Source organism: Salinibacillus aidingensis, from assembly GCF_055393355.1.
The window spans coordinates 184,063-204,341 of record NZ_AP043759.1 but is presented as its reverse complement, the minus strand read 5'-3'; the positions used below and the strand labels follow the sequence as shown (position 1 = coordinate 204,341).

The 20,279-nt window shown below is 41.6% G+C and carries 22 protein-coding genes and 1 riboswitch; of the genes, 2 read left to right on the top strand and 20 right to left on the bottom strand.

Features of this window, described 5'->3' with window-relative positions; translation table 11 throughout:
• Nucleotides 1-163 precede the first annotated feature (163 nt).
• From ACZ5OK_RS01195 to ACZ5OK_RS01180, 4 genes are all read right to left on the bottom strand, one after another.
• Entirely contained in the window at nucleotides 164-559 is a 396-nt protein-coding gene (locus ACZ5OK_RS01195) for an NUDIX hydrolase (protein WP_343843108.1), read from the bottom strand.
• A gap of 103 nt (nucleotides 560-662) precedes the next feature.
• Nucleotides 663-833 (bottom strand): hypothetical protein, encoded by a 171-nt coding sequence (locus ACZ5OK_RS01190; protein WP_343843106.1) that lies wholly within the window; start codon nucleotides 831-833, stop codon nucleotides 663-665.
• A 388-nt stretch (nucleotides 834-1,221) separates the two neighbouring features.
• A complete protein-coding gene (locus tag ACZ5OK_RS01185; RefSeq protein ID WP_202925663.1) occupies nucleotides 1,222-1,380 on the bottom strand; it encodes a hypothetical protein in 159 nt (52 codons plus the stop codon).
• A gap of 215 nt (nucleotides 1,381-1,595) precedes the next feature.
• Nucleotides 1,596-2,198 (bottom strand): YczE/YyaS/YitT family protein, encoded by a 603-nt coding sequence (locus ACZ5OK_RS01180; RefSeq protein ID WP_343843098.1) that lies wholly within the window; start codon nucleotides 2,196-2,198, stop codon nucleotides 1,596-1,598.
• A gap of 655 nt (nucleotides 2,199-2,853) precedes the next feature.
• Between ACZ5OK_RS01180 and ACZ5OK_RS01175 the strand changes: the two genes are divergently transcribed.
• Complete coding sequence (locus ACZ5OK_RS01175; RefSeq protein ID WP_343843170.1) at nucleotides 2,854-3,351, top strand: kinase; 498 nt, start codon at nucleotides 2,854-2,856, stop codon at nucleotides 3,349-3,351.
• A 235-nt stretch (nucleotides 3,352-3,586) separates the two neighbouring features.
• Here the strand turns inward: ACZ5OK_RS01175 and hisC are convergent, their stop codons facing one another.
• Genes hisC through hisZ form a run of 8 tightly spaced genes read right to left on the bottom strand, consistent with a single transcriptional unit; the run spans nucleotide 3,587 to nucleotide 9,699 of the window.
• On the bottom strand, nucleotides 3,587-4,657 hold the full coding sequence (gene hisC / locus ACZ5OK_RS01170; RefSeq protein ID WP_343843097.1) for a histidinol-phosphate transaminase: 1,071 nt from the start codon (nucleotides 4,655-4,657) through the stop codon (nucleotides 3,587-3,589).
• A complete protein-coding gene (gene hisIE / locus ACZ5OK_RS01165; protein ID WP_343843096.1) occupies nucleotides 4,650-5,327 on the bottom strand; it encodes a bifunctional phosphoribosyl-AMP cyclohydrolase/phosphoribosyl-ATP diphosphatase HisIE in 678 nt (225 codons plus the stop codon). The genes hisC and hisIE overlap by 8 nt, the downstream gene beginning before the upstream one ends.
• The gene (gene hisF, locus ACZ5OK_RS01160; RefSeq protein WP_343843095.1) at nucleotides 5,324-6,088 is read right to left on the bottom strand and encodes an imidazole glycerol phosphate synthase subunit HisF; all 765 of its coding nucleotides are present in this window, start codon (nucleotides 6,086-6,088) and stop codon (nucleotides 5,324-5,326) included. Before hisF ends, hisIE begins: the two co-directional genes overlap by 4 nt.
• 2 nt (nucleotides 6,089-6,090) lie before the next feature.
• The gene (gene hisA, locus ACZ5OK_RS01155) at nucleotides 6,091-6,798 is read right to left on the bottom strand and encodes a 1-(5-phosphoribosyl)-5-[(5-phosphoribosylamino)methylideneamino]imidazole-4-carboxamide isomerase (RefSeq protein WP_343843094.1); all 708 of its coding nucleotides are present in this window, start codon (nucleotides 6,796-6,798) and stop codon (nucleotides 6,091-6,093) included.
• The gene (gene hisH / locus ACZ5OK_RS01150) at nucleotides 6,795-7,412 is read right to left on the bottom strand and encodes an imidazole glycerol phosphate synthase subunit HisH (RefSeq protein ID WP_343843093.1); all 618 of its coding nucleotides are present in this window, start codon (nucleotides 7,410-7,412) and stop codon (nucleotides 6,795-6,797) included. The genes hisA and hisH overlap by 4 nt, the downstream gene beginning before the upstream one ends.
• Before the next feature lie 22 nt (nucleotides 7,413-7,434).
• Complete coding sequence (gene hisB, locus ACZ5OK_RS01145; RefSeq protein ID WP_343843092.1) at nucleotides 7,435-8,019, bottom strand: imidazoleglycerol-phosphate dehydratase HisB; 585 nt, start codon at nucleotides 8,017-8,019, stop codon at nucleotides 7,435-7,437.
• An 18-nt stretch (nucleotides 8,020-8,037) separates the two neighbouring features.
• Entirely contained in the window at nucleotides 8,038-8,676 is a 639-nt protein-coding gene (gene hisG, locus ACZ5OK_RS01140; protein ID WP_343843069.1) for an ATP phosphoribosyltransferase, read from the bottom strand.
• 18 nt (nucleotides 8,677-8,694) lie between these two features.
• Complete coding sequence (hisZ, locus tag ACZ5OK_RS01135; RefSeq protein ID WP_343843067.1) at nucleotides 8,695-9,699, bottom strand: ATP phosphoribosyltransferase regulatory subunit; 1,005 nt, start codon at nucleotides 9,697-9,699, stop codon at nucleotides 8,695-8,697.
• 146 nt (nucleotides 9,700-9,845) lie between these two features.
• On the opposite strand from hisZ, the gene ACZ5OK_RS01130 reads away from it, so the two are divergent.
• The gene (locus ACZ5OK_RS01130; RefSeq protein ID WP_343843065.1) at nucleotides 9,846-10,631 is read left to right on the top strand and encodes a histidinol-phosphatase HisJ family protein; all 786 of its coding nucleotides are present in this window, start codon (nucleotides 9,846-9,848) and stop codon (nucleotides 10,629-10,631) included.
• Between the two features lie 30 nt (nucleotides 10,632-10,661).
• On the opposite strand, the gene ACZ5OK_RS01125 is transcribed toward ACZ5OK_RS01130, so the two are convergent.
• The 8 genes from ACZ5OK_RS01125 to leuC form a co-directional block, all read right to left on the bottom strand.
• Nucleotides 10,662-11,477: a DUF368 domain-containing protein gene (locus tag ACZ5OK_RS01125; protein WP_343843063.1), complete on the bottom strand. Its 816-nt coding sequence runs from the start codon at nucleotides 11,475-11,477 to the stop codon at nucleotides 10,662-10,664.
• A gap of 138 nt (nucleotides 11,478-11,615) precedes the next feature.
• On the bottom strand, nucleotides 11,616-12,395 hold the full coding sequence (locus ACZ5OK_RS01120) for an ABC transporter ATP-binding protein (protein WP_343843061.1): 780 nt from the start codon (nucleotides 12,393-12,395) through the stop codon (nucleotides 11,616-11,618).
• Nucleotides 12,396-12,405: 10 nt separating this feature from the next.
• On the bottom strand, nucleotides 12,406-13,458 hold the full coding sequence (locus ACZ5OK_RS01115; RefSeq protein ID WP_343843058.1) for a FecCD family ABC transporter permease: 1,053 nt from the start codon (nucleotides 13,456-13,458) through the stop codon (nucleotides 12,406-12,408).
• Between the two features lie 18 nt (nucleotides 13,459-13,476).
• A complete protein-coding gene (locus ACZ5OK_RS01110) occupies nucleotides 13,477-14,463 on the bottom strand; it encodes an ABC transporter substrate-binding protein (protein ID WP_343843055.1) in 987 nt (328 codons plus the stop codon).
• A 208-nt stretch (nucleotides 14,464-14,671) separates the two neighbouring features.
• Nucleotides 14,672-14,855: riboswitch (cobalamin riboswitch) on the bottom strand.
• A gap of 406 nt (nucleotides 14,856-15,261) precedes the next feature.
• A complete protein-coding gene (locus ACZ5OK_RS01105; protein WP_343843053.1) occupies nucleotides 15,262-16,845 on the bottom strand; it encodes a peptide chain release factor 3 in 1,584 nt (527 codons plus the stop codon).
• A gap of 380 nt (nucleotides 16,846-17,225) precedes the next feature.
• A complete protein-coding gene (ilvA, locus tag ACZ5OK_RS01100; protein ID WP_343843051.1) occupies nucleotides 17,226-18,179 on the bottom strand; it encodes a threonine ammonia-lyase in 954 nt (317 codons plus the stop codon).
• 53 nt (nucleotides 18,180-18,232) lie between these two features.
• Nucleotides 18,233-18,823, bottom strand: coding sequence for a 3-isopropylmalate dehydratase small subunit (gene leuD, locus ACZ5OK_RS01095; protein ID WP_343843049.1), 591 nt, complete (start codon nucleotides 18,821-18,823; stop codon nucleotides 18,233-18,235).
• A gap of 25 nt (nucleotides 18,824-18,848) precedes the next feature.
• Nucleotides 18,849-20,267 (bottom strand): 3-isopropylmalate dehydratase large subunit, encoded by a 1,419-nt coding sequence (gene leuC, locus ACZ5OK_RS01090; RefSeq protein WP_343843047.1) that lies wholly within the window; start codon nucleotides 20,265-20,267, stop codon nucleotides 18,849-18,851.
• Between the last annotated feature and the right edge of the window lie 12 nt (nucleotides 20,268-20,279).

The following is a 20,279-nucleotide window of genomic DNA, read 5'->3' as shown; positions in this document are numbered from 1 at the left end:
AATAATAATAATTTTTGCTTCACGACTAAGTGGTTGGTATTCAAACATATTTGCAAATAAAACAATTGCCAATGCTATAAATAATACTGCCTTTATTAAAGAATGAATGTTTCCATTCGCCCCACCATGTAACCCCCTCTTTATTACACTAATTCAGCACTCGTTAATTGAATAAGGTTTGAACCTTTAAAGCAACTTCTTTAGGTTTGACATCAATAGATGATAATTTATCCCAATCAACCCACATAGGCAAATATATTCCTCTATCTCTATTTTCGTCTATGTACTCTTCACCTTGTCCAGTACCAAATTCCCCATCAATTATTTCAGATAGGAAAAAGTATTGAGTTCCGTTGAATTGAACCTCTGCAATGCAGTCATTCACCTTAACTTCTACACCCAATTCTTCTAATGCTTCTCTTTTTGCTCCTTCTTCTGGTGTTTCTCCATTTTCTATCCCACCGCCAGGGAAAACATAATAATCAGTACCATCTCTAATTCTTTTAATTAGCCCAACCTTATTATTTTCTATAATTACTACCGAAGCTCTATTTCGCAATACACTCCCCCCTTATCATTAGTCTTATTAAAAATTACTACTTCAATGGAGAAACAGCGTATCTGCTTGTTCCAGATACGCACCCGTTACTTGCAAAGAGTAATTAGCTTTTCTTTTCATTTTCAAGCTCATTGACTCTCTTTTTAAGATTTGAAACTTCTTCTTTTAATTCATCAGTTGGACTCTTTATTCTATGTGTTACTCCCTTAATAATCGCTATTATAAATATAATAAAAACAATAAATCCTGCTATAAACATAAAGATTACTTCCATGAAATACCCTCCTTATCACTATTACGTATTAGATACAAGATAAGTTTCATTACTACTTTTATTCCAAGTGTAAAACATTAAACATAAGCAACGAAGAAAGGTTGCCCTTCTTCCACTAAACTGCCTCGTTAGTTGAACAAGTCTGTTCTGCCTCTCTCTACATAATTTAACATAAAACCCTAAATCACCTTCCAAAAACAGGAATACTTCATTAATATAAAATAACCTTTGTGATGTAAATAATGGTAATGAATAGCTTACAAATGTTGTCACACCAATAAAAATAGGAGTACAAAACGCTACGCGTAGAGTACTCCCATTAAATATGTTATTTACCGTTTTTCTCCTAAAACCGAACCTTTTATTTCTACAAGACAGCTATTTCTGTTTAACTCGGATCATTTTCATCCCATGACACCGTCGTTACATTCGTATAATCTCCTTCTTCCACTTCCTCCCTGGTGGCCTCTTCTTTTAACTCATCCTCTGTGTCCATCCCTGGTGCAATGGTTGGTTCATCCTTTCTCCTTCGCTTCTCTTTTCGCATATTCACCGCTCCTTTTCAATGACAGTTTCCATTTTATCTTTCCATTTTTGTTAATATTTAATCACTGGCATGATGGAGACTGACCTTTGGATACTTTCATGAAATGATTTTTCCGGATTAATCTGTATCGCTATGGACGAATCCCCTGGTCCCAGCATGCCATATCCAAAGGTTATCTAATCAATTCAAACAATAAAACGACTAAAGATTAAACCTTAGCCGTTCTTCTGATTCCGTTCTACTAATGCCTCTATTTTTGGATAAAACACCTGAATAATGGGGCCGACCAGGAATGTAACAAAGATCGTACCAATACCAATTGGTCCTCTGACAAGTAAGGCTAATAGCAGCGCAAGCACTTCCCCAATCGTCTTTGAAACACTTAATTTAAAATGGAACCTGGAATGGATTGCTATCATTAAATGATCAATGGGGGCTGGTGCAAACTTAGCCTGCATATAAACCGATACACCAAAGGCTAATACGATGAGCCCAATCGAAAAGACAACAATTTTGCTGCCTATCTGGCCAGGTTCAAAAGGCAGTATGAACAGCCACAGGTCAATCCCGACACCCATGACAAAAGCAGTAAGCATCGAAAGTAAAACAGGCCGTTGTTTTAATAAAATCGCGTTCACTACAATTAAAATACTCCCTGTAATGATGACCCATGTACCAACTGTAAAGAAATGCTTCGATAAACCGACGTGAAGAGCGTCCCATGCCCCAACACCAAGATCAGCTTTAATCGTCAGTGAAATGCCTAATGATAAAATCAATAGTCCAATAACATAGCAGAAAACACGGATTCGATTCATGATTGCGAAAAACTCCCACTTATTTTACTGAAGGTTCAGCATTAATGATCTAGATAGTAAATTCTACATAACATGCCTTCATTTAATAGTTATTCACTCTATCCACCCAATCATTAACAAATGTTACCCTAAAAACAGGTTCAAAATTATCTCTGATAAAGCTTGAATCCGTTACAAAGCCATTTAGAAAAAATCGGCAAACCCTCACCATATTTTTCATAAAAAAAGTTTACGGAATCCATTTGTTTGTAAAATTTTTTACTTCCTTAATCCAAAAATTTATAAGGGCGAATATTCCAAATTGTTTACAATCAGCTTATCATAAAGTGTGACTTTAATCAGTGGGGATAAACGTAACTAGTTCCACTTAGAGATACACACAAGAAAATTATGTTCCCTATTTAGTGTTGGTCCGGCTAACTATTTAATAATCACTATTCCGAGAGATTTTGAAGTGAAGTAATTCATTTAAAGGGGCACCATAGTTGAACAAGGTGATTATTATTTTGTCCGTCTATATTTTATCTGATAAATAGTTGGCAAATTATGTTAACATTTGTTTGGGAGATATTAAGCTACCGCAGCAGTAGTGTGAAATAAGGATATGGAAGTATTAAAGGTAAAAACCAAAAATAGACAAAAGGCAGGGAAGCTTATGGAATCTAAGCTAATTATCATACGGGGCAATTCAGGAAGTGGAAAAACGACGACTGCGAAAAGTCTTCAAAATCATTTAGGACACGGAACTCTTCTGGTTTGTCAAGATGTTGTTCGTCGAGATATGTTGAAGGTTCACGATAGAGATGGAAATCCTTCAATTGATTTGATTCGCCAAATTGCGGAATATGGTAAAGATAAGTGTGAATTTGTTATTGTAGAAGGAATATTGTATAAAAATCGTTATGGTGAAATGTTGAATAATCTTATCGAGTTTTACAATCAAAAAGTATATACATATTATTTTAATCTAACCTTTGAGGAAACAGTCAAACGTCACAATTCTCGTTCAAAAACAATGGAATTTGGAGAAGAATCTTTACGTCGCTGGTGGAATCCGAGTGATTATCTTGGAGTAGATGGAGAAACATTATTTACTAATAAAATGACACACTATGATGTTTTGGAACTGATTTTAAATCAAATACAAAAGTAATTATTTCCTACTACATCCTCAACTAAAGGGTGCTAATCTATAAGAAAAAACGGGATTTTTATTCGTTTAATTCATTGATTTAATATAGATCTACTAAAACTAGAAATGAATATAACAGCTAAAGGGAATCTTCAATTTCTCAAATGTCTTCTTCAATGCCAAATAAAAACCAGCACATCCATTTAAGTGTAAGTGGATATACTGGTTAGAACGTTTTTCTTAATGAAGCTTAATTTTAATTTGCCATGTTTGGTATAAGATGTTTGGTTTCTTTAATCAGCTTTTCCATTTCCCCAGGCTTTCCAATCGTTATCCGCACATACTGCTGAATTCTCGGCTTATTAAAATAGCGGACATAGATGTTTTGCTCTTTCAATTGGGTATACAGCTGTTCTGCATCTACTTGAGGATGTGAAACCAGCAGGAAATTAGCTTTGGACTCTACGACATCAAAGCCAAGCGTACTTAATGACTCCGCCGTTTTCTCACGTGTGTCGATAATCCTTTTGCGTACCTTTTCAAAATACGCTTCATCTTCAAAGGCCGCTTTAGCTCCTGCAATCGCCAGACGGTCAATGGTATAGGAATTAAAGGAATTTTTGATTCGATTAAGCCCCTCTATTAACTGACTGTTCCCAATCGCGAAACCGACCCGCAATCCTGCAAGTGACCTTGATTTTGACAGGGTTTGAATCACGAGTAAATTTTCGTACCGATTCACCAGCTGTACGGCTGATTGCCCCCCAAAATCTATGTAAGCCTCATCAATGATCACCACTTTATTCGGATTCCCATTCACGATGCTCTCCACTTCCAGCAGCGACAAAGCCCGGCCTGTTGGTGCATTAGGGTTCGGAAAAATAACGCCTCCCTCAGCGTCATAAAACGACTCAATAGGTAAAGAAAAATCCTCATTTACAGGAATAACCTTATAATCTGTGTTAAACAGTTTGGCATAGACAGGGTAAAAGCTATACGTAATATCAGGAAATCGTATGGTCTCTCCTGGTTCAAAAAAAGCCATAAAGGAAAAAGCAAGAACCTCATCAGATCCATTTCCGATAAATACCTGATCCTGATGAACCTGAAATTTTTCCGCTATCGTCTGTCTTAATTCCTGTAAAGTAGGTGTTGGGTATAACCTCAAATCTTCACTGGCTGCCTGTTGTATGGCCTTTTGAACTTCAGGTGAAGGAGGATAGGGATTTTCATTGGTATTTAGCTTAATAACATTCGTATCATTGGGCTGTTCACCAGGGACATAGGGCTCCGTACGCTGCAGACGACTGCTCCAGAATTTACTCATAGCGCTCACTCTTTGGCTCCCGCTTCGGTTCATAATCCCGTTCCTTATGTCGATTCGTCAGCTCTTTTTTAATATCTTCCACGGATATCCCCTGTTCCACCATCAGTACGATCGAATGATAAACCAGATCGGAAAACTCATTGATAAGCTCCTCCTGATCACGATTTTTTGCTCCAATAATGACTTCTGTTGTTTCCTCGCCCACTTTTTTCAGGATTTTATCCAGGCCTTTATTGAATAAGTAGTTGGTATAGGAACCCTCGACTGGATTTTCCCTGCGATTTTGGATATAACGATATAAATAATCAATGATTTCCCTGTCCGCCTGTGGTTCCTCTTTACTTTCCACATCAATGTCATTAAAAAAACAGCTTTCCGCTCCTGTATGGCAGGCATTCCCCATCGGCTCCACTTCAACCAGTAACGTATCCCCGTCACAGTCATAGCTCATGCGTTTTACGTTTTGAGTATTCCCGGAGGTTTCTCCTTTGTTCCACAGCTGCTGACGGCTTCGACTGTAAAACCAGGTTGTTTTTGTTTCGATTGTTTTCTGCAGGGACTCTTTATTCATGTACGCCAGCATGAGCACCTTTCCGGTATTTACATTTTGCACAATGGCCGGAATCAGCCCTTTTTCATCAAAGGTTAATTCATCTATGGAGAAATTCATGGTATCTGCCTCACTTCTACATCATTTTCTGCTAAATAATTTTTTAATGCTTTAATTTCAATCTCCTCAAAGTGAAAAACAGAGGCAGCAAGGGCAGCATCAGCTTTTCCCTCTGTCAGCACCTCGAGAAAATGCTTCTGTGTACCCGCACCACCTGAGGCTACAACAGGTATATTCACCTGCTCAGAGATTGCTTTTGTAATATCTAAACTAAAACCGGTCTTTATGCCATCCGTATCCATCGCGTTTAAAACAATCTCACCTGCTCCAAGACGTTCGCCTTCTTTGGCCCATTCCAATGCGTCCTTTTCTGTATTCACACGTCCTCCGTTTAAATACACAGACCAGCGACCTTCCTCATTCTGCTTAGCATCAATGGATAAAACGACACACTGACTGCCGAACTTTTCTGCGGCTTCCTGAATGATCTGCGGATTTTTTACAGCTGCACTGTTTACCGAAACTTTATCGGCACCAGCCTTTAATACCTTTCGAAAGTCCTCTACAGAACGGATTCCGCCTCCCACTGTGAAAGGAATATGGACCTGCTCTGCCGTCTGTTCCACCACATCAATAAAAATGTCCCGCTCCTCATTAGATGCGGTAATATCATAAAAAACAAGCTCATCCGCACCAAGCTCACTGTAGGTTTTGGCCAGCCTGACCGGATCGTCAACATCTTTTATGTTCTGGAATTTCTGTCCTTTAACCACTCTGCCATTACGTACGTCCAGACATGGAATGATTCGTTTTGCCAGCATCCCTACACTTCCTTTACCATTTGTTCGAATTCAAGTTTTCCGGTATACAATGCTTTGCCGATAATCGCCCCGTACACATTTAATTCTGACAGCTTTTCAACATCCTCCTGACTGGAAATCCCACCCGAAGCAATAACGTTCATCTGTACATGCTGATTCACATGATCAATTTCAGTAAAATTTGGACCTGACAGCATGCCATCCTTGGCGATATCTGTGTAAATGATAGTCTGAACTCCTTTTTTCTCAAGCTCCCTGGCAAAATCAAGAGCCTTCCGATCACTCGTTTTTGTCCAGCCGTCTGTAGCTACATAGCCTTTTTTCGCATCAATAGAAACAGCTATGCAATCAGGATAGTTGGAGACCGCTTCGTTTAAAAAAGTTTCATTGGTTAATGCGGCCGTTCCTAAAATGATTCGCTGCACTCCGATAGAGGCTAAGGCATGGACCTGATTCATCGTCCGAATGCCTCCTCCCACCTGTACAGGAATATCTGTCTGATTCACAATTGCTTCAATGGTTGTCAGATTTTCCGAGGTTCCAGATTTTGCGCCATCAAGGTCTACTAGATGCAGCGCCTTGGCCCCTTTATTTATCCATTTCTGTGCCATTTCCACAGGATCTCCGTAAACGTCCTCCTGATTATAGTCACCCTGAATCAGTCTGACACATTTACCGTTTCGGATATCAATTGCAGGATATAAAATCATGTCACCAGCTCCCCGAAGTTTTTCAATAGCTTCATGCCAACCTCACTGCTCTTTTCAGGATGAAATTGCATCCCGTAAATATTTCCCTTTTGCACAGCGGCAGGAAATTTCAATCCATAATCCGACCATAAAACGACTTCATCCTGATTTTTAGGCTCTGCATAAAAGGAATGGACAAAATAGGCGTAATCCTTTTCGGAAATCCCCTCTGCCAATCCTTTCTCCGGATTTACATCAGAATGAGGGATCAGCGTGTTCCAGCCCATATGGGGAACCTTCACGTCATCTCGGAATCTTACAATCTCGCCTTCAAGCAGCCCCAGACCTTCCCATGTTCCATTTTCATAGCTGGTTTCATAAAATAGCTGAAGACCGAGGCATATGCCTAAGATGGGTTTGCCATTTTCCGCCTGATTCTTAATGGTTTCTGCAAGATCCATTGATTTCAGCTGTTCCATGGCATCCCGAAAAGCGCCTACACCTGGAAGAATAAGGGCATCACTTTCAATGATTTTTTCTTTGCTGGATACTATATCTGATTCAAAGCCTAATGTGGTTAATGCGTGCTGGACGCTTTTTAAATTTCCTGCCCCGTAATCAATAATGGAAATCATGACTGTTCTCCTTTCCAGATCTTTATAGCATTCCTTTCGTTGAGCGGACGCCCTGAATCCGGTCCTGTACGGCTGTGGCCTGATCGAGTACCCGGCCAAAGCCTTTAAAAATGGATTCTATGATATGGTGGGCGTTTTTTCCGTATAGCAGATTAATATGTAAGGTCACACCGGCATGGTTGACAAAGGCACGAAAGAACTCCTCAACGAGCTCTGTATCAAATTGTCCTACCTTTTCAACCGGAATATCTGCGTTAAAATGCAAATAAGGACGGCCACTGATATCCAGGGAAAGCATAGACAGGGCCTCATCCATTGGAGAGTGTTCCGTAGCATAGCGGGTAATGCCCTTTTTATCCCCAATCGCTTCCTTAAAGGCCTGCCCCAATACGATTCCGACATCTTCCACAGAATGGTGAAAGTCCACTTGAAGGTCACCCTGACAGTCAATTTCCAAATCAAAAAAACCGTGACTGGAGAACAGAATCAGCATGTGATTAAAGAATCCAATTCCTGTATCAATTTGACTTGTGCCCTTCCCATCGATATTCAGGGCTAATTTAATATCTGTTTCGGCCGTCTGTCGTGATAATGATGCCTTTCTCATCCTTCTCCCTCCTGTTTTTCATACGGTTTCCTGTTCCACCGCTTTACTCATTTCGTCGATGAACCAGTGAATCCGGTCCGTTTTTGTTTTAAAGCTAGCTTTGTTAACAATGAGACGGGCACTGATTTCCGATATATCCTCTAAAACGACGAGACCATTTTCTTTGAGGGTTTTTCCTGTTTCCACAATATCGACAATCACATCAGACAAGCCAATCAACGGAGCCAATTCAACTGACCCGTTTAATTTTATTGTCTCGATGGATACCCCTTTTTTGTGATAATAATCCTTGGCGACTTTCGGATATTTGGATGCCACTGTTAATTTGGAGGATGAATCATAGGTCTCGCCCGGCAGTCCTGCAACGGCAAACTTACAGCGTCCAAAGCCCAGGTCCAATACTTCAAACACATCTGCTCCGCTTTCCTCAAGGGTATCCTTGCCGACAATGCCAATGTCAGCGGCACCCTTTTCTACGTAAGTGGGCACGTCACTGGCTTTTACAAGGACAATCTGATAGATATGGTCACGGTCATTAAAAATCAGCTTCCGACTGTCTTCGGTAAAATCGGGAAATTCAATCCCTGACTTCTCAAAGGTCTGAAGAGTAAAGGACTCTAGCCTTCCTTTCCCTAATGCTATGGTAATTTCGCTCACGTAGATACCACCTTTGCGTTATTCGTTGTCTTTCATCACATGGAGTAAATCATCCAGATAAAAACCAAAACCTGTTGCAGGTAAGTCCGCTCCAAACTGCTCGGTTAACTGATCATAACGTCCGCCTAATACGACAGGCTTCCCGAAGTTTTTGATAAATCCTTGAAAAATAATCCCTGTATAGTAGTTCAGATGGTTGATTAAACCCAGGTCCAGGGATAAATAATGCTGATACCCCTCTTTACTTAGCTCCTGATAAACCTGACGCAGACGATCCAATTCACGCTTCATTTCCTCATTTAATGCCAGTTTTTCTGCCTTTTCCAGGACGGCTTCAGGTTCGCCATATAATAACGGCATCGATTGAATGGCCTCTTTAAAAGCAGCATCCACATCAATGTCTGCCAGAATCTTCTGCAGCTCAGAAACATTTTTATTTTCAATCCGGGTGCGAATAGCCTGAAGCTGTTCCTCGGTTATTGTGGACAGATTCACGAGTTCTTTAAAATAATTCGCCTGACCCAGATCTATTTTAAAATCCTCAAAACCCAGTTCCTCTAGCGAATGAATGGCTAGCTTAATCACTTCAACATCTGCGCGTACATCTGAACGGCCAAACAGTTCAATCCCCGCCTGGGTTAATTCACGATTTTGCAGATCCTGTTCACGATCATTCATCCGAAATATATTAGTGAAATAGGATAAGCGGATATCAGAATCGTCCTCAGATTGATAGTTTGTGGCCACCATTCTTGCAATCGGGAGGGTAGCATCCGGACGCAAAACTAAAATGCTCCCATCCCTGTCAATCAATTTAATCATTTTTTCCTTGGCAATCGTTCCTTTTATACTTAAAAACAGATCATAATATTCAAAAATTGGCGTTTGAACCTGTCGATATCCATTCTGCCGGTAAAGCTGTTTCAGTGTGGATATCAGGGATTCCTTCTTTTCCAATGTAGCAGAATCTAAGTCTGAAACTCCCTCTGGTATTCTCTTACTCTCATGTAGCAAAACAACCATCCCTTTATCTCTTTATCGCTTTATCACTTTATTTAATTAAAGTTATAGTGTATTGTAATCATTATAAAGGAATAAGTCAACCTTCAAAGGTACACTTTTGTCAAAATTATTTGATAGAATGATAGATAGAAAGGATGTTCAGTCATATGTTTGATTACCATGTACATAGCAGCTTTTCAGCTGATTGTGAGGCTCCCATGGAGGAAATGATTCAAAGTGCGATCGATAAAGGGATAAAAGATATGTGTTTTACAGAGCATATCGATTTTGATTATCCGGACCCGACGATTACCTTTCACCTTGATTTGGAAGCCTACCGAAAAAGATTAAAAGAAATGCAGGAAAAATATATTGAGCAGATATCCATTAAAAAAGGAGTTGAGCTTGGAGTACAGCCTCATGTACTGGAGGATTATAAGGAAATCGTAAATCAGGAGGCCTTTGATTTTATCATTTGCTCCATGCACACCACGGACAAGCAGGATCTGCACTCAGGAGAATTTTTCGAGGGCAAAACACTCAACCAGGCCTATGAGCAATATTACCGTGAATTTTTATCCTGTATTCAGTCCTTTAAATCCTATAGTATTCTCGGTCATCTGGATCTTGTCAAAAGGTACAAGTATGAACCTGATGTTTATTCCTTTTTGGATATCATCGAGGAAATCTTTAAGGTGATTATTCCTGAGGGGAAAGGGATTGAGGTCAATAATTCCGGTTTTAAATATGGATTAGGCCGTGCTATGCCGAGCAAGGATATTTTAAAGCTTTACAAGGAGATGAACGGAGAAATTATTACCATTGGTTCAGATTCTCATGCTCCTGATACTATAGGCACTCACTACACAGAAACCATAGATCTGTTAAAGGATATTGGGTTTAAATATGTAACAACCTTTAAAAATCAGAAGCCTGTTTTTCACAAAATTTAAGCCTTGAACATTTACTGCTCAAGGCTTTTCCTATTTGTATTCAAAACGTCCGAGACCTACAGCTGCGATCAATCCTAAGGCAAAGGCGGCAATACTTAGAATCGACATCATGACTTCTGATTCGAAGCCTGGGAAGATTACGGCAATGGATCCAATGACCAGGCCTATAATCACGGCGTATGTAGCATAATGAAAGTTTTCCAGAAAATAGCGGATTAACTTACTGCACAGTACAATACCGACAATCACACCAATTCCCACAGTACCTATGGCCACTATTTCTAAATTTCCAACGGCATACATAATCGTTCCATAAGTGCCCATCAAGTATAATAACATCGATCCGCTTATTCCCGGCACAATCATAGCCATACTTGCAATAAATCCAGAGAAAAATAAAGAAAGCAGGACCCGGCTATTAGACACATCCAAAATTGGTTGGGTAGGCTCACGGAAAAAGGCCAGTGAAGCTACAAGTAAAGTTGCAATAATAAGCAGAACATAATGGCTTCCACTAAAATTCCGCTTCACTTCCGCTTTATGAAATAAATAAGGGAGTACACCAATAATCAAACCCATAAAGAAAAAGTTCGTCTGGTTCGGGTAATTGTTCAATAACCAGGTAATAACACGACTAATCGTAAATAATGCAATTAAAATTCCTGCACCTAACGGAATAAGAAAACCTAAATATTTCCTTCTCCCCTTACTTAACAGGCCATTTATGGATTCAATCAGTTGGTCGTATATCCCTAATATGACAGCAATCGTTCCGCCACTGACTCCCGGAACTGCATCACTGGTTCCCATTAACAGTCCGCGAAAAATATTTTTCCATTCTACCATGTTTGCATAGACTCCTTTACGTTCAAGTACATTCTAATTTATTTTACCATGGATGATCTCACCGTAAACCCCTTATTCTATGCCTAAAAAAGGGGAGCGGACCGTACACACTGCACTATTATGGACATCCTACCCATTTTAGCTGCTGGTTAATAAAATCTGGGGAACCTGATTTTTCGGATGTCTGACAATTTCCGGGACTGTTTCATACACTTTCTGTAAAATATCTTTTTGGATGACTTCCTCGCTGGTGCCGACTTTTTCTATAACTCCGTGGTTCAGCAAAATTAACTCATCACTATACTGGGCTGCCAAATTTAAATCATGCAGAACCATAACAACTGTTAGACCTGTCTGATGCTGCCATCGTTTTACAAGTTCAAGAACATTGACCTGATGCCCGATATCAAGAAAGGTTGTCGGTTCATCAAGCAACAGGATTTCAGGCTCCTGGACCATTGCTTTAGCGATAGCGACCCTTTGCTTCTCCCCGCCACTCAATGTATCCAACAGCTGATCCTTCAAATGGGACAGGCCGGTTAATTCAAGTACATCATTGACCAATTGAATATCATGTTCACGTTCCCGCTGATACCATTTGAGATGAGGATAGCGCCCCATTAAAACCGTGTCAAAAACAGATATAGGAGATGCTGGAAGGCCGTCCTGGGATAACACAGCCATTTTTCTGGCAATGGACTTCTGCTTCTGGTGAAGAATATTCTTATTTTCAAATTTCACTTCGCCAGCAGTTGGCGGGAGGAGTCCGGAAATCATTTTTAACAGCGTGGACTTCCCTGAACCGTTGGGGCCTATAATCGCCATACAGGTCCCTTTATTTACTTGAAAGGACACATTTTTCAGTACTTTATGCTCGCCGTATTGTTTTGTTATGGATTCAGCCGTCAGCATAGGCATAGGGACCCTCCTAAAAATAATCGGATTTCTTTTTCCGCAGTAAGTAGCCAAAAAACGGTGCACCCAGAAATGCCGTAATAATGCCAATTGGTAATTCCCGGGGCTCTAATATGGTTCGGGCAATCGTGTCAGCACCCACAAGGAAAATCGCCCCGCCAATCACAGACAATGGCAAAATCAATCGATAGTCCGCTCCGAAAATCAGTCGGATCATATGGGGAACAATTAAACCGACAAAACCAATCGTTCCTGAAACAGAAACAGCCACACCGGTTAAGAGCGATGCCACTATTAATAACACGACTCTTACCTTTTGGACCGATACCCCTGAATAATAAGCAGCCTCTTCACCAAGAGCCAGTATGTTTAATTCTCTCGTTAAAAATGCAACGAACAGAATACTTAGCAGAACAAACGGCAAAACCACGCGATTGTAGCTCCAATCTGTAAGGGCAAGACTCCCCATCATCCAGTACATAATCGTCTGCATTTTTTCATCCGAGAGAGCGAGAATCAGGGACAGCATGGAAGCAATAAAGGCCTGAACGACAACCCCTGCTAAAATTAATGTTTCCATCTGTAAGCGGCGGTTAATCCTGGCTAAGGTGTAAACGATGAACAGTGTGAGCAAACCTGAACTGAAAGCAACCACTGGCAGGGTCAATTGTCCGAACAGAATGCTTTCAAAGCCAAACAATAATACAAGGGCTGCACCAAGGGCTGATCCGGAAGACACACCTAATATAAACGGATCTGCCAGTGGGTTTCTCAGCACCCCTTGGTAAATAGCCCCTGCTAATGCAAGGGCAGCTCCAACGAGGATGCCTAGAACGATCCGTGGCATACGGATATTCCAGATAATTGTTTCTGTCGTATCCTTCCACGTTTGTTCAATTCCCTCTCCTATCAGAGGAATTTTCGAGCAAATCACAAGCCAGACCGTCATCATGTTAATATCTGCACTTCCGATTGATACACTAAAAATCATGGTAAACAGCAAAATAGCCAATAATACCGGTATCCAGATGATAAGCTTTTTCGTGTACTGCTGACGCCCTTTCATACGGTTCCACTACTTTCTCTATTCCTGATTAAATTTTTCCGGATACAAGTACTCCGCTATCTTTGTTAACCCTTGAGTGATGCGAGGTCCCGGACGCTCCGTAATATCAGAATTTAAAGGATACACCTGACCTTCCTGTATAGCCGTGACATCCTTCCATGAGTCACGATTCTTTACTTTTTGAACCGCGTTTTCCACATAACTGGCATAGGTCAGGAAAATGACATCAGGGTTGCTTTGAATAACCTCTTCTTCACTAACCTGAGGCCAGCCTTCCTGATCAGACATGACATTTACTCCTCCAGCGGTTTGAACCAGTTCATTTAAAAATGTTCCGCTTCCAGCTGTAAAGAGCTCTTCCCCTATTTCAATCCATACAGTTTTTCGCTCATCCTCGGGAATGTCCTGAACGACCTTTTTCACTGATTCTACATCCTCTTTCATGGAGGCAACTACTTCTTCTGCTTTATCTGTTGTACCCGTTGCTTTTCCGGCCGTTAAAATATCTTCATACGTCTGCTCCAGGGTTTGTGCTCCAAGGACCAGCACCTTAATTCCCTGTTCTCTCAGCTTACTGATGGAGTCGCCATTATTGACATCGGCAACCACCAGGTCCGGCTCCAAAGAAATGATTTTCTCAATATTTAATTCCAGTCCACCAACCGATTCAATTTCCTTTACTTCTTCGGGATAGTTGTCATTATCTGTTACTCCCACGACTTTATCACCAAGCCCCAGTCCAAAGATAATTTCGGTTGCACTTGGAATCACAGATACAATACGCTCCGGCTCTTCCTCTATGACAACCTCTTCACCAGAGTCATCTGTGATCGTGACCGGAAAGGCAACCTCGCTTGAGTCCTGTCCGCTCCCTTGCTCCTGACTCTGTTCTTGAGCAGGGTTTTCATCCTGTTTGGATTCATCATCTGATGCACATCCGATTAAACCAATGGACACCATGGTCATAAATAAAACGAGTCCTAATACTTTCAAAGCCTGTTTCATTTTAAATTCCTCTCCTTTTTTTGTATGTATAAAGTTGTATATATAGCTAAAGGAAAAACCAACATATCGACAAATTTCGGGTGGTGACAGGCACCTATATAAAAAGCCCCGATTTCCCTTTTAAAAAAAGAAATCGAGGCTTCCATACAACATTCGCTGAAAATCAACGCTGGATATGTTTGCCTTTTCCTTTAAACCCGAAGGAAAATCAGCTTCGTATAATAAGGCAGGTCTCCTGACTTATGATCATCGCTCCCTAAATCTTCCCATCGTTCGACAGTGATTTCCTTAGGTCGCTCCCAATTACAGTGGCGGGACCGTGCCGGATTTTCACCGGACTTCCCTTTTAAGCAGACATTTGAAATGCCCGCACCTTATTATTATGGTTTATTCACTTTTCATCTAGTATTTATCTTATGGCTAATTATAAATTTCGTCAATCTTTTTCTTTCATCAGGATTTGTGAATCAGACTCATCTATCGTTTCCTTCTTCATCAGGGAATGCAACGGCTAATATCCATCAATCCCCATTATATAAGATATAAAAAGACAGCACTGCCCCTCAGGACAGTGCTATACATTTTCTAAACAGGTCTGCTGATTCAATTCATAGACGAACTTTTTCCCATTAATCATAACTTCCACAACTGTAAGGGTTAACCGAAGTGCATCCTTCATCGCCATCACTCCCCTACAAGAGTAAGTTATTTAAGCGTCTTTCTACCATCATTCTATGACCAAAGATAAAAATTGAAACTGACAGGAAGCTAGTTTGTTGAAGGTTCCTTACCGTTTCATTATTCGGTTTTTGGCGGACGCTCTGACAGGATAATGCTTTCATTCTGACTCTGGAAATACTCCAGGTTAAAGTCATTCTTGAACAGCATAACAGGTCGATCCACATAATCATAAACCATCATGTTCGTACTGGTCCGTCTTAGTTTTTCAGGTACCTCACCTTCAGCTACCCAGCGGGCAATCTGGAAGCTTAGCGTATCCATCACTAGGTCCACACCATATTCTGCCTTCATTCGATAAATAAATACATCAAATTGCAGCTGACCCACTGCTCCCAGAATCGTTTCCTCCATATGCGGCGTCCGGTAAACCTGAATCGCACCTTCCTGGGCAATTTGCTGAATCCCTTTGATGTACTGTTTATGCTTCATTGCATTTTTAGGTCGTACTTTGGCAAAATGCTCCGGTGGAAACTGAGGCAAATCACCAAAACTGAAAATATTCTTAGATCCACAGACTGTGTCCCCAATCTGATAGACACCTGGATCATATAAACCAATAATGTCCCCGGCATAAGCTTCCTCTACATTTTCACGGCTGTCAGCAAAGAACTGCTGAGGAAGAGCGAGCTTCATCTGCTTCCCTGTTCGATCCAGCCAGGTCGTCATCCCTTTTTCATATTTACCTGAGCAAATACGCAGAAAGGCAATTCGGTCACGGTGAGCAGGATCCATGTTTGCCTGAATTTTAAAGACAAAGCCGGAAAACTCCTCATCTGTCGGTTTTACGGTTCCTTTTGATGAATCCCGTGTAGCCGGCAAGGGGGCCATTTCTAAAAAGTGCTCTAAAAATGTTGGAACCCCAAAGCTTGAAACGGCACTGCCAAAGAAGACCGGTGTCTGCTTACCTTCTTTCACAGCTTCATAATCGAATTCATTCCCGGCCTCATCCATGAGCATTAAGTCTTCCATCAGTTGATCAATCGTCGCCTGGTCTGTAACCTTTTCCAGATGTTCCTGCAGGTCATCATAGTCCTGAATTTCCTGTGTCCCTACTTTTTCACCATCATCGTAATATTCAATTTGCTCTTCAAACCGATCATAAACCCCTGTAAAGGTAGGCCCCATTCCAATAGGATAATTAATAGGGGTAGATTCAATCCCTAATACCTCTTCAATTTCCTCAAACAGCTCAAGAGGTTCTTTCCCGAAACGGTCCATTTTGTTTATAAAGGTGAAAATTGGAATGCCTCGATCCCGACACACCTTAAACAGCTTCTTCGTCTGTGCTTCCACACCCTTGGCAACATCCAGTATCATAACCACACTGTCTACGGCCATTAGTGTACGATAGGTATCCTCACTAAAATCCTCGTGCCCGGGGGTATCGAGAATATTAATTTTGTATCCCTGGTATTCAAACTGCATCACACTTGATGTAACGGAAATTCCCCGTTGTTTCTCAAGCTCCATCCAGTCAGATGTAGCAAACTTTGCCGATTTCTTTGCTTTTACAGAGCCTGCTGTACGAATCGCCCCACCCAGCAAAAGCATTTTTTCCGTAAGCGTTGTTTTCCCGGCATCAGGGTGGGAAATAATCGCAAACGTTTTTCTTCTATTCACTTCTGTTTTCATATCAGCCATTATCGGAACTCCTTCTACAGACGTAATTTAAAAAATTTCAGGAACTGGATTCTGTGAAAGGAAGTTTAGTATCACATTGGACTTAATCCCCATTTCCGTCTCTTAATTAAAAACACTTTTATTATCATACCATAACGGCTAGTATTGCGTGAACTCACGATCATTCGTATAAATGAATCTGCCTTCGATGGATCGCGCGGACGATTAAATAATCTGGATACATACAGGATTAATCTTTATTATTATGATTTAAGCTGGAAACACCTAAATTGAGCCAACTTTTCTATACTTCTCATCGAACTTTCCTGATATTCATCTACAATAACAGTTTTGTTCTCATAAAAAAATCCGGCCAATCCCCCAGGGACCAGCCGGACCTATTAAGCCAGACATGACAATTGATTCTGCTGTGCCAGATGCTGAATATGCGGCATTTTGGAAATATCCATATTGCCGCCACTGACAATAACGCCACAATGGTTTGAGCGAATCTGATGGCCATGTGCCAGGAGAGCTGCAAAAGCACTGGCACCTGCTCCTTCAATTAAGTTCTTGCCTCTCTCCAGCATATAAACCATCGCAACTGCAATGTCCTCATCCGAAACCGTTACGATATCGTCCACAAATTGCTGAATGAGTGGGAAGGTTTGGATGCCTGGTTTTTTCACGGCAATGCCGTCTGCAATGGTGGAAACCTTCTTTACCCCTGATGATCCCGTCTGATAGAAACGATTATAGGTGGGGCATGCACCCTTGGCCTGAACACCGATAATTTTAATATTTGGATTCAAGTCCTTGGCAGCAACGGCAATACCACTAATCAGACCGCCACCACCGACGGGAACAATAATGGTATCCAGTCCAGGCTCCTGCTGAAGCATTTCCAGCCCAATCGTTCCCTGGCCCGCCATCACATCAGGGTCATCAAAGGGATGCACAAAAACGGAATTTTCCCGTTCCATTTCTTCCATAGCCGCTTCATAGGCTTCCTGAAAGGATTCTCCAGTTAACACAATTTGTGCTCCGTATCCTTTGGTCGCCTGTGCCTTTGCCGTCGGTGTTTTCTCCGGCATGAAAATTTTTGACTGAATGCCGTGCTTGGTTGCTGCCAGAGCAACACCCTGGGCATGGTTTCCTGCAGATGCGGCAATAACCCCCCTTCGTTTTTCACTGTCCGAAAGCTGCGAAATTTTGTTGGTCGCACCTCTAATTTTAAAGGCGCCGGTTTTCTGCTGATTTTCCATCTTAAAATAAACCTGTTTTCCTGTTAATTCGTTAATGGATGTTGACTGATTCAGGGGGGTGCGATGCACAACATCCATCATCTGCTGCATCGCATCCGTGATTTTTTGACCTGTTAAGCAATTCCCAATGTCTTCACACTCCTCTAATATTTGACTATATTTTGTTCATATTGATCAATTTTATCCGCTTCATTTAGTGTAACCGCAATTTCATCCCATCCATTTAACAGCATTTCTTTCTGATAGGATGAAATATCAAAGCTTTCCTGCATCCCCTCTGAATCCTGAACGGTTTGGGCTTCAAGGTTTACGGTTACCTCATAACGTTCAGTCTCGGCTTTCTTTATAAGCTGCTGGATGGTTTCCTCATTTAAGGTTACGGGCAAGAGACCATTCTTAAAACAATTATTATAAAAAATATCCGCAAAGCTCGGTGCAATGATGACCTTAAACCCGTAATCCTCCAGTGCCCATGGGGCGTGCTCACGTGATGAGCCACAGCCGAAATTTTCTCCCGCCACCAGGATGGAAGCCCCTTTATACTTATCATCATTTAATGAAAAATCCTCACGGGGCTCTCCGTCATCATGGAAGCGCCAGTTGTAAAATAAAAATTGGCCGAATCCCTGTCGTTCAATCCGCTTTAAAAATTGTTTAGGGATGATTTGATCCGTATCTACATTCGTCCGATTAAGAGGATATACAAGTCCTTCATGAATCCGCAGCGGCTCCATGGCTGACCCTCCTTTATTCCGATTTTTAGCTTAATACAGCTGACCCCATTTGACGAACATCTGTAAATCGTCCTTCAATCGCTGCAGCAGCTGCCATTTCCGGACTGACTAAATGGGTTCTTGCACCATTTCCCTGACGTCCTTCAAAGTTTCGATTGGAGGTTGAGGCGCAGCGTTCTCCAGGTGGTACTACATCGTCATTCATCGCCAGGCACATACTGCAGCCGGCTGCACGCCATTCAAAGCCTGCCTGTTTAAAGATGACATCCAGTCCCTCTTTTTCTGCTGCTTCCTTGACGTTATGAGATCCAGGGACAACCATGGCCCGAACAGAATCTTTTACTTTTTTGCCACGGACAATTTCCGCTGCTCGTTGCAAGTCACTTAGTCTTGAATTGGTACAGGAACCAATGAATACATGCTCAATTTCTACGGAGGAAATGGGCTGATTTGGCTCAAGTCCCATATAGTCAAGCGCTCGTTCAATTGCCTGCTTCTCATTTACTGTTGCTGCATTCTCAGGGTCCGGTACCGATTCACTAACCGGGATACACATGCTCGGATTTGTTCCCCAGCTCACCTGTGGTTCAATTTCCTCAGCATTGATTTCAACGGTTGCATCATAGGCTGCACCTTCATCTGTTGCAAGGGAACGCCAATCCTCTGCAGCCCTGTCAAAGGCCTCCCCTTCCGGAGCATGGCGTTTTCCTCTTAAATATTCAATGGTGGTATCATCCGGACTGATCAAACCTGCTCTGGCACCTGCCTCAATGGACATATTGCAGATCGTCATACGCCCTTCCATGGAAAGATTCCGAATCACTTCCCCTGTATACTCAATGATATAGCCGGTGCCAAAGCGGACCCCATGTTTAGCAATGATGGCCAGGATTAAATCCTTCGCTGTCACACCTTTTCCAAGATTGCCGTTAACCTTTACATTTAAAGTCTTAGGCTTTTGCTGCCAGATGGTCTGGGTGGCTAATACGTGCTCCACCTCACTTGTTCCAATCCCAAAGGCAAGGGCGCCGAATGCTCCATGAGTGGATGTGTGACTATCCCCGCAAACAATGGTCTTCCCCGGTTGTGTTAGGCCTAATTGCGGGCCAATGACGTGCACAATTCCCTGATCAGGATGGTCAATATCTGCAAGCGGAATATTAAATTGCTCACAATTTTGCTTTAAAGTTTCCATCTGTGTTTTGGAAATCTCATCCTTAATCACATTCCGGTGGATGGTTGGAACATTATGGTCCATGGTTGCATACGTCAGGTCCGGCCTGCGCACTTTTCTTCCCTTCATTCTTAAGCCTTCAAACGCCTGTGGAGAAGTGACCTCATGAACTAAATGCAAATCAATATAAAGCAAATCAGGTTTTTCCTGTTCCTGATGAACAATGTGCCGCTCCCAGATCTTATCAATAATCGTTTTCGGATGATCCATGTGTTCAACTCC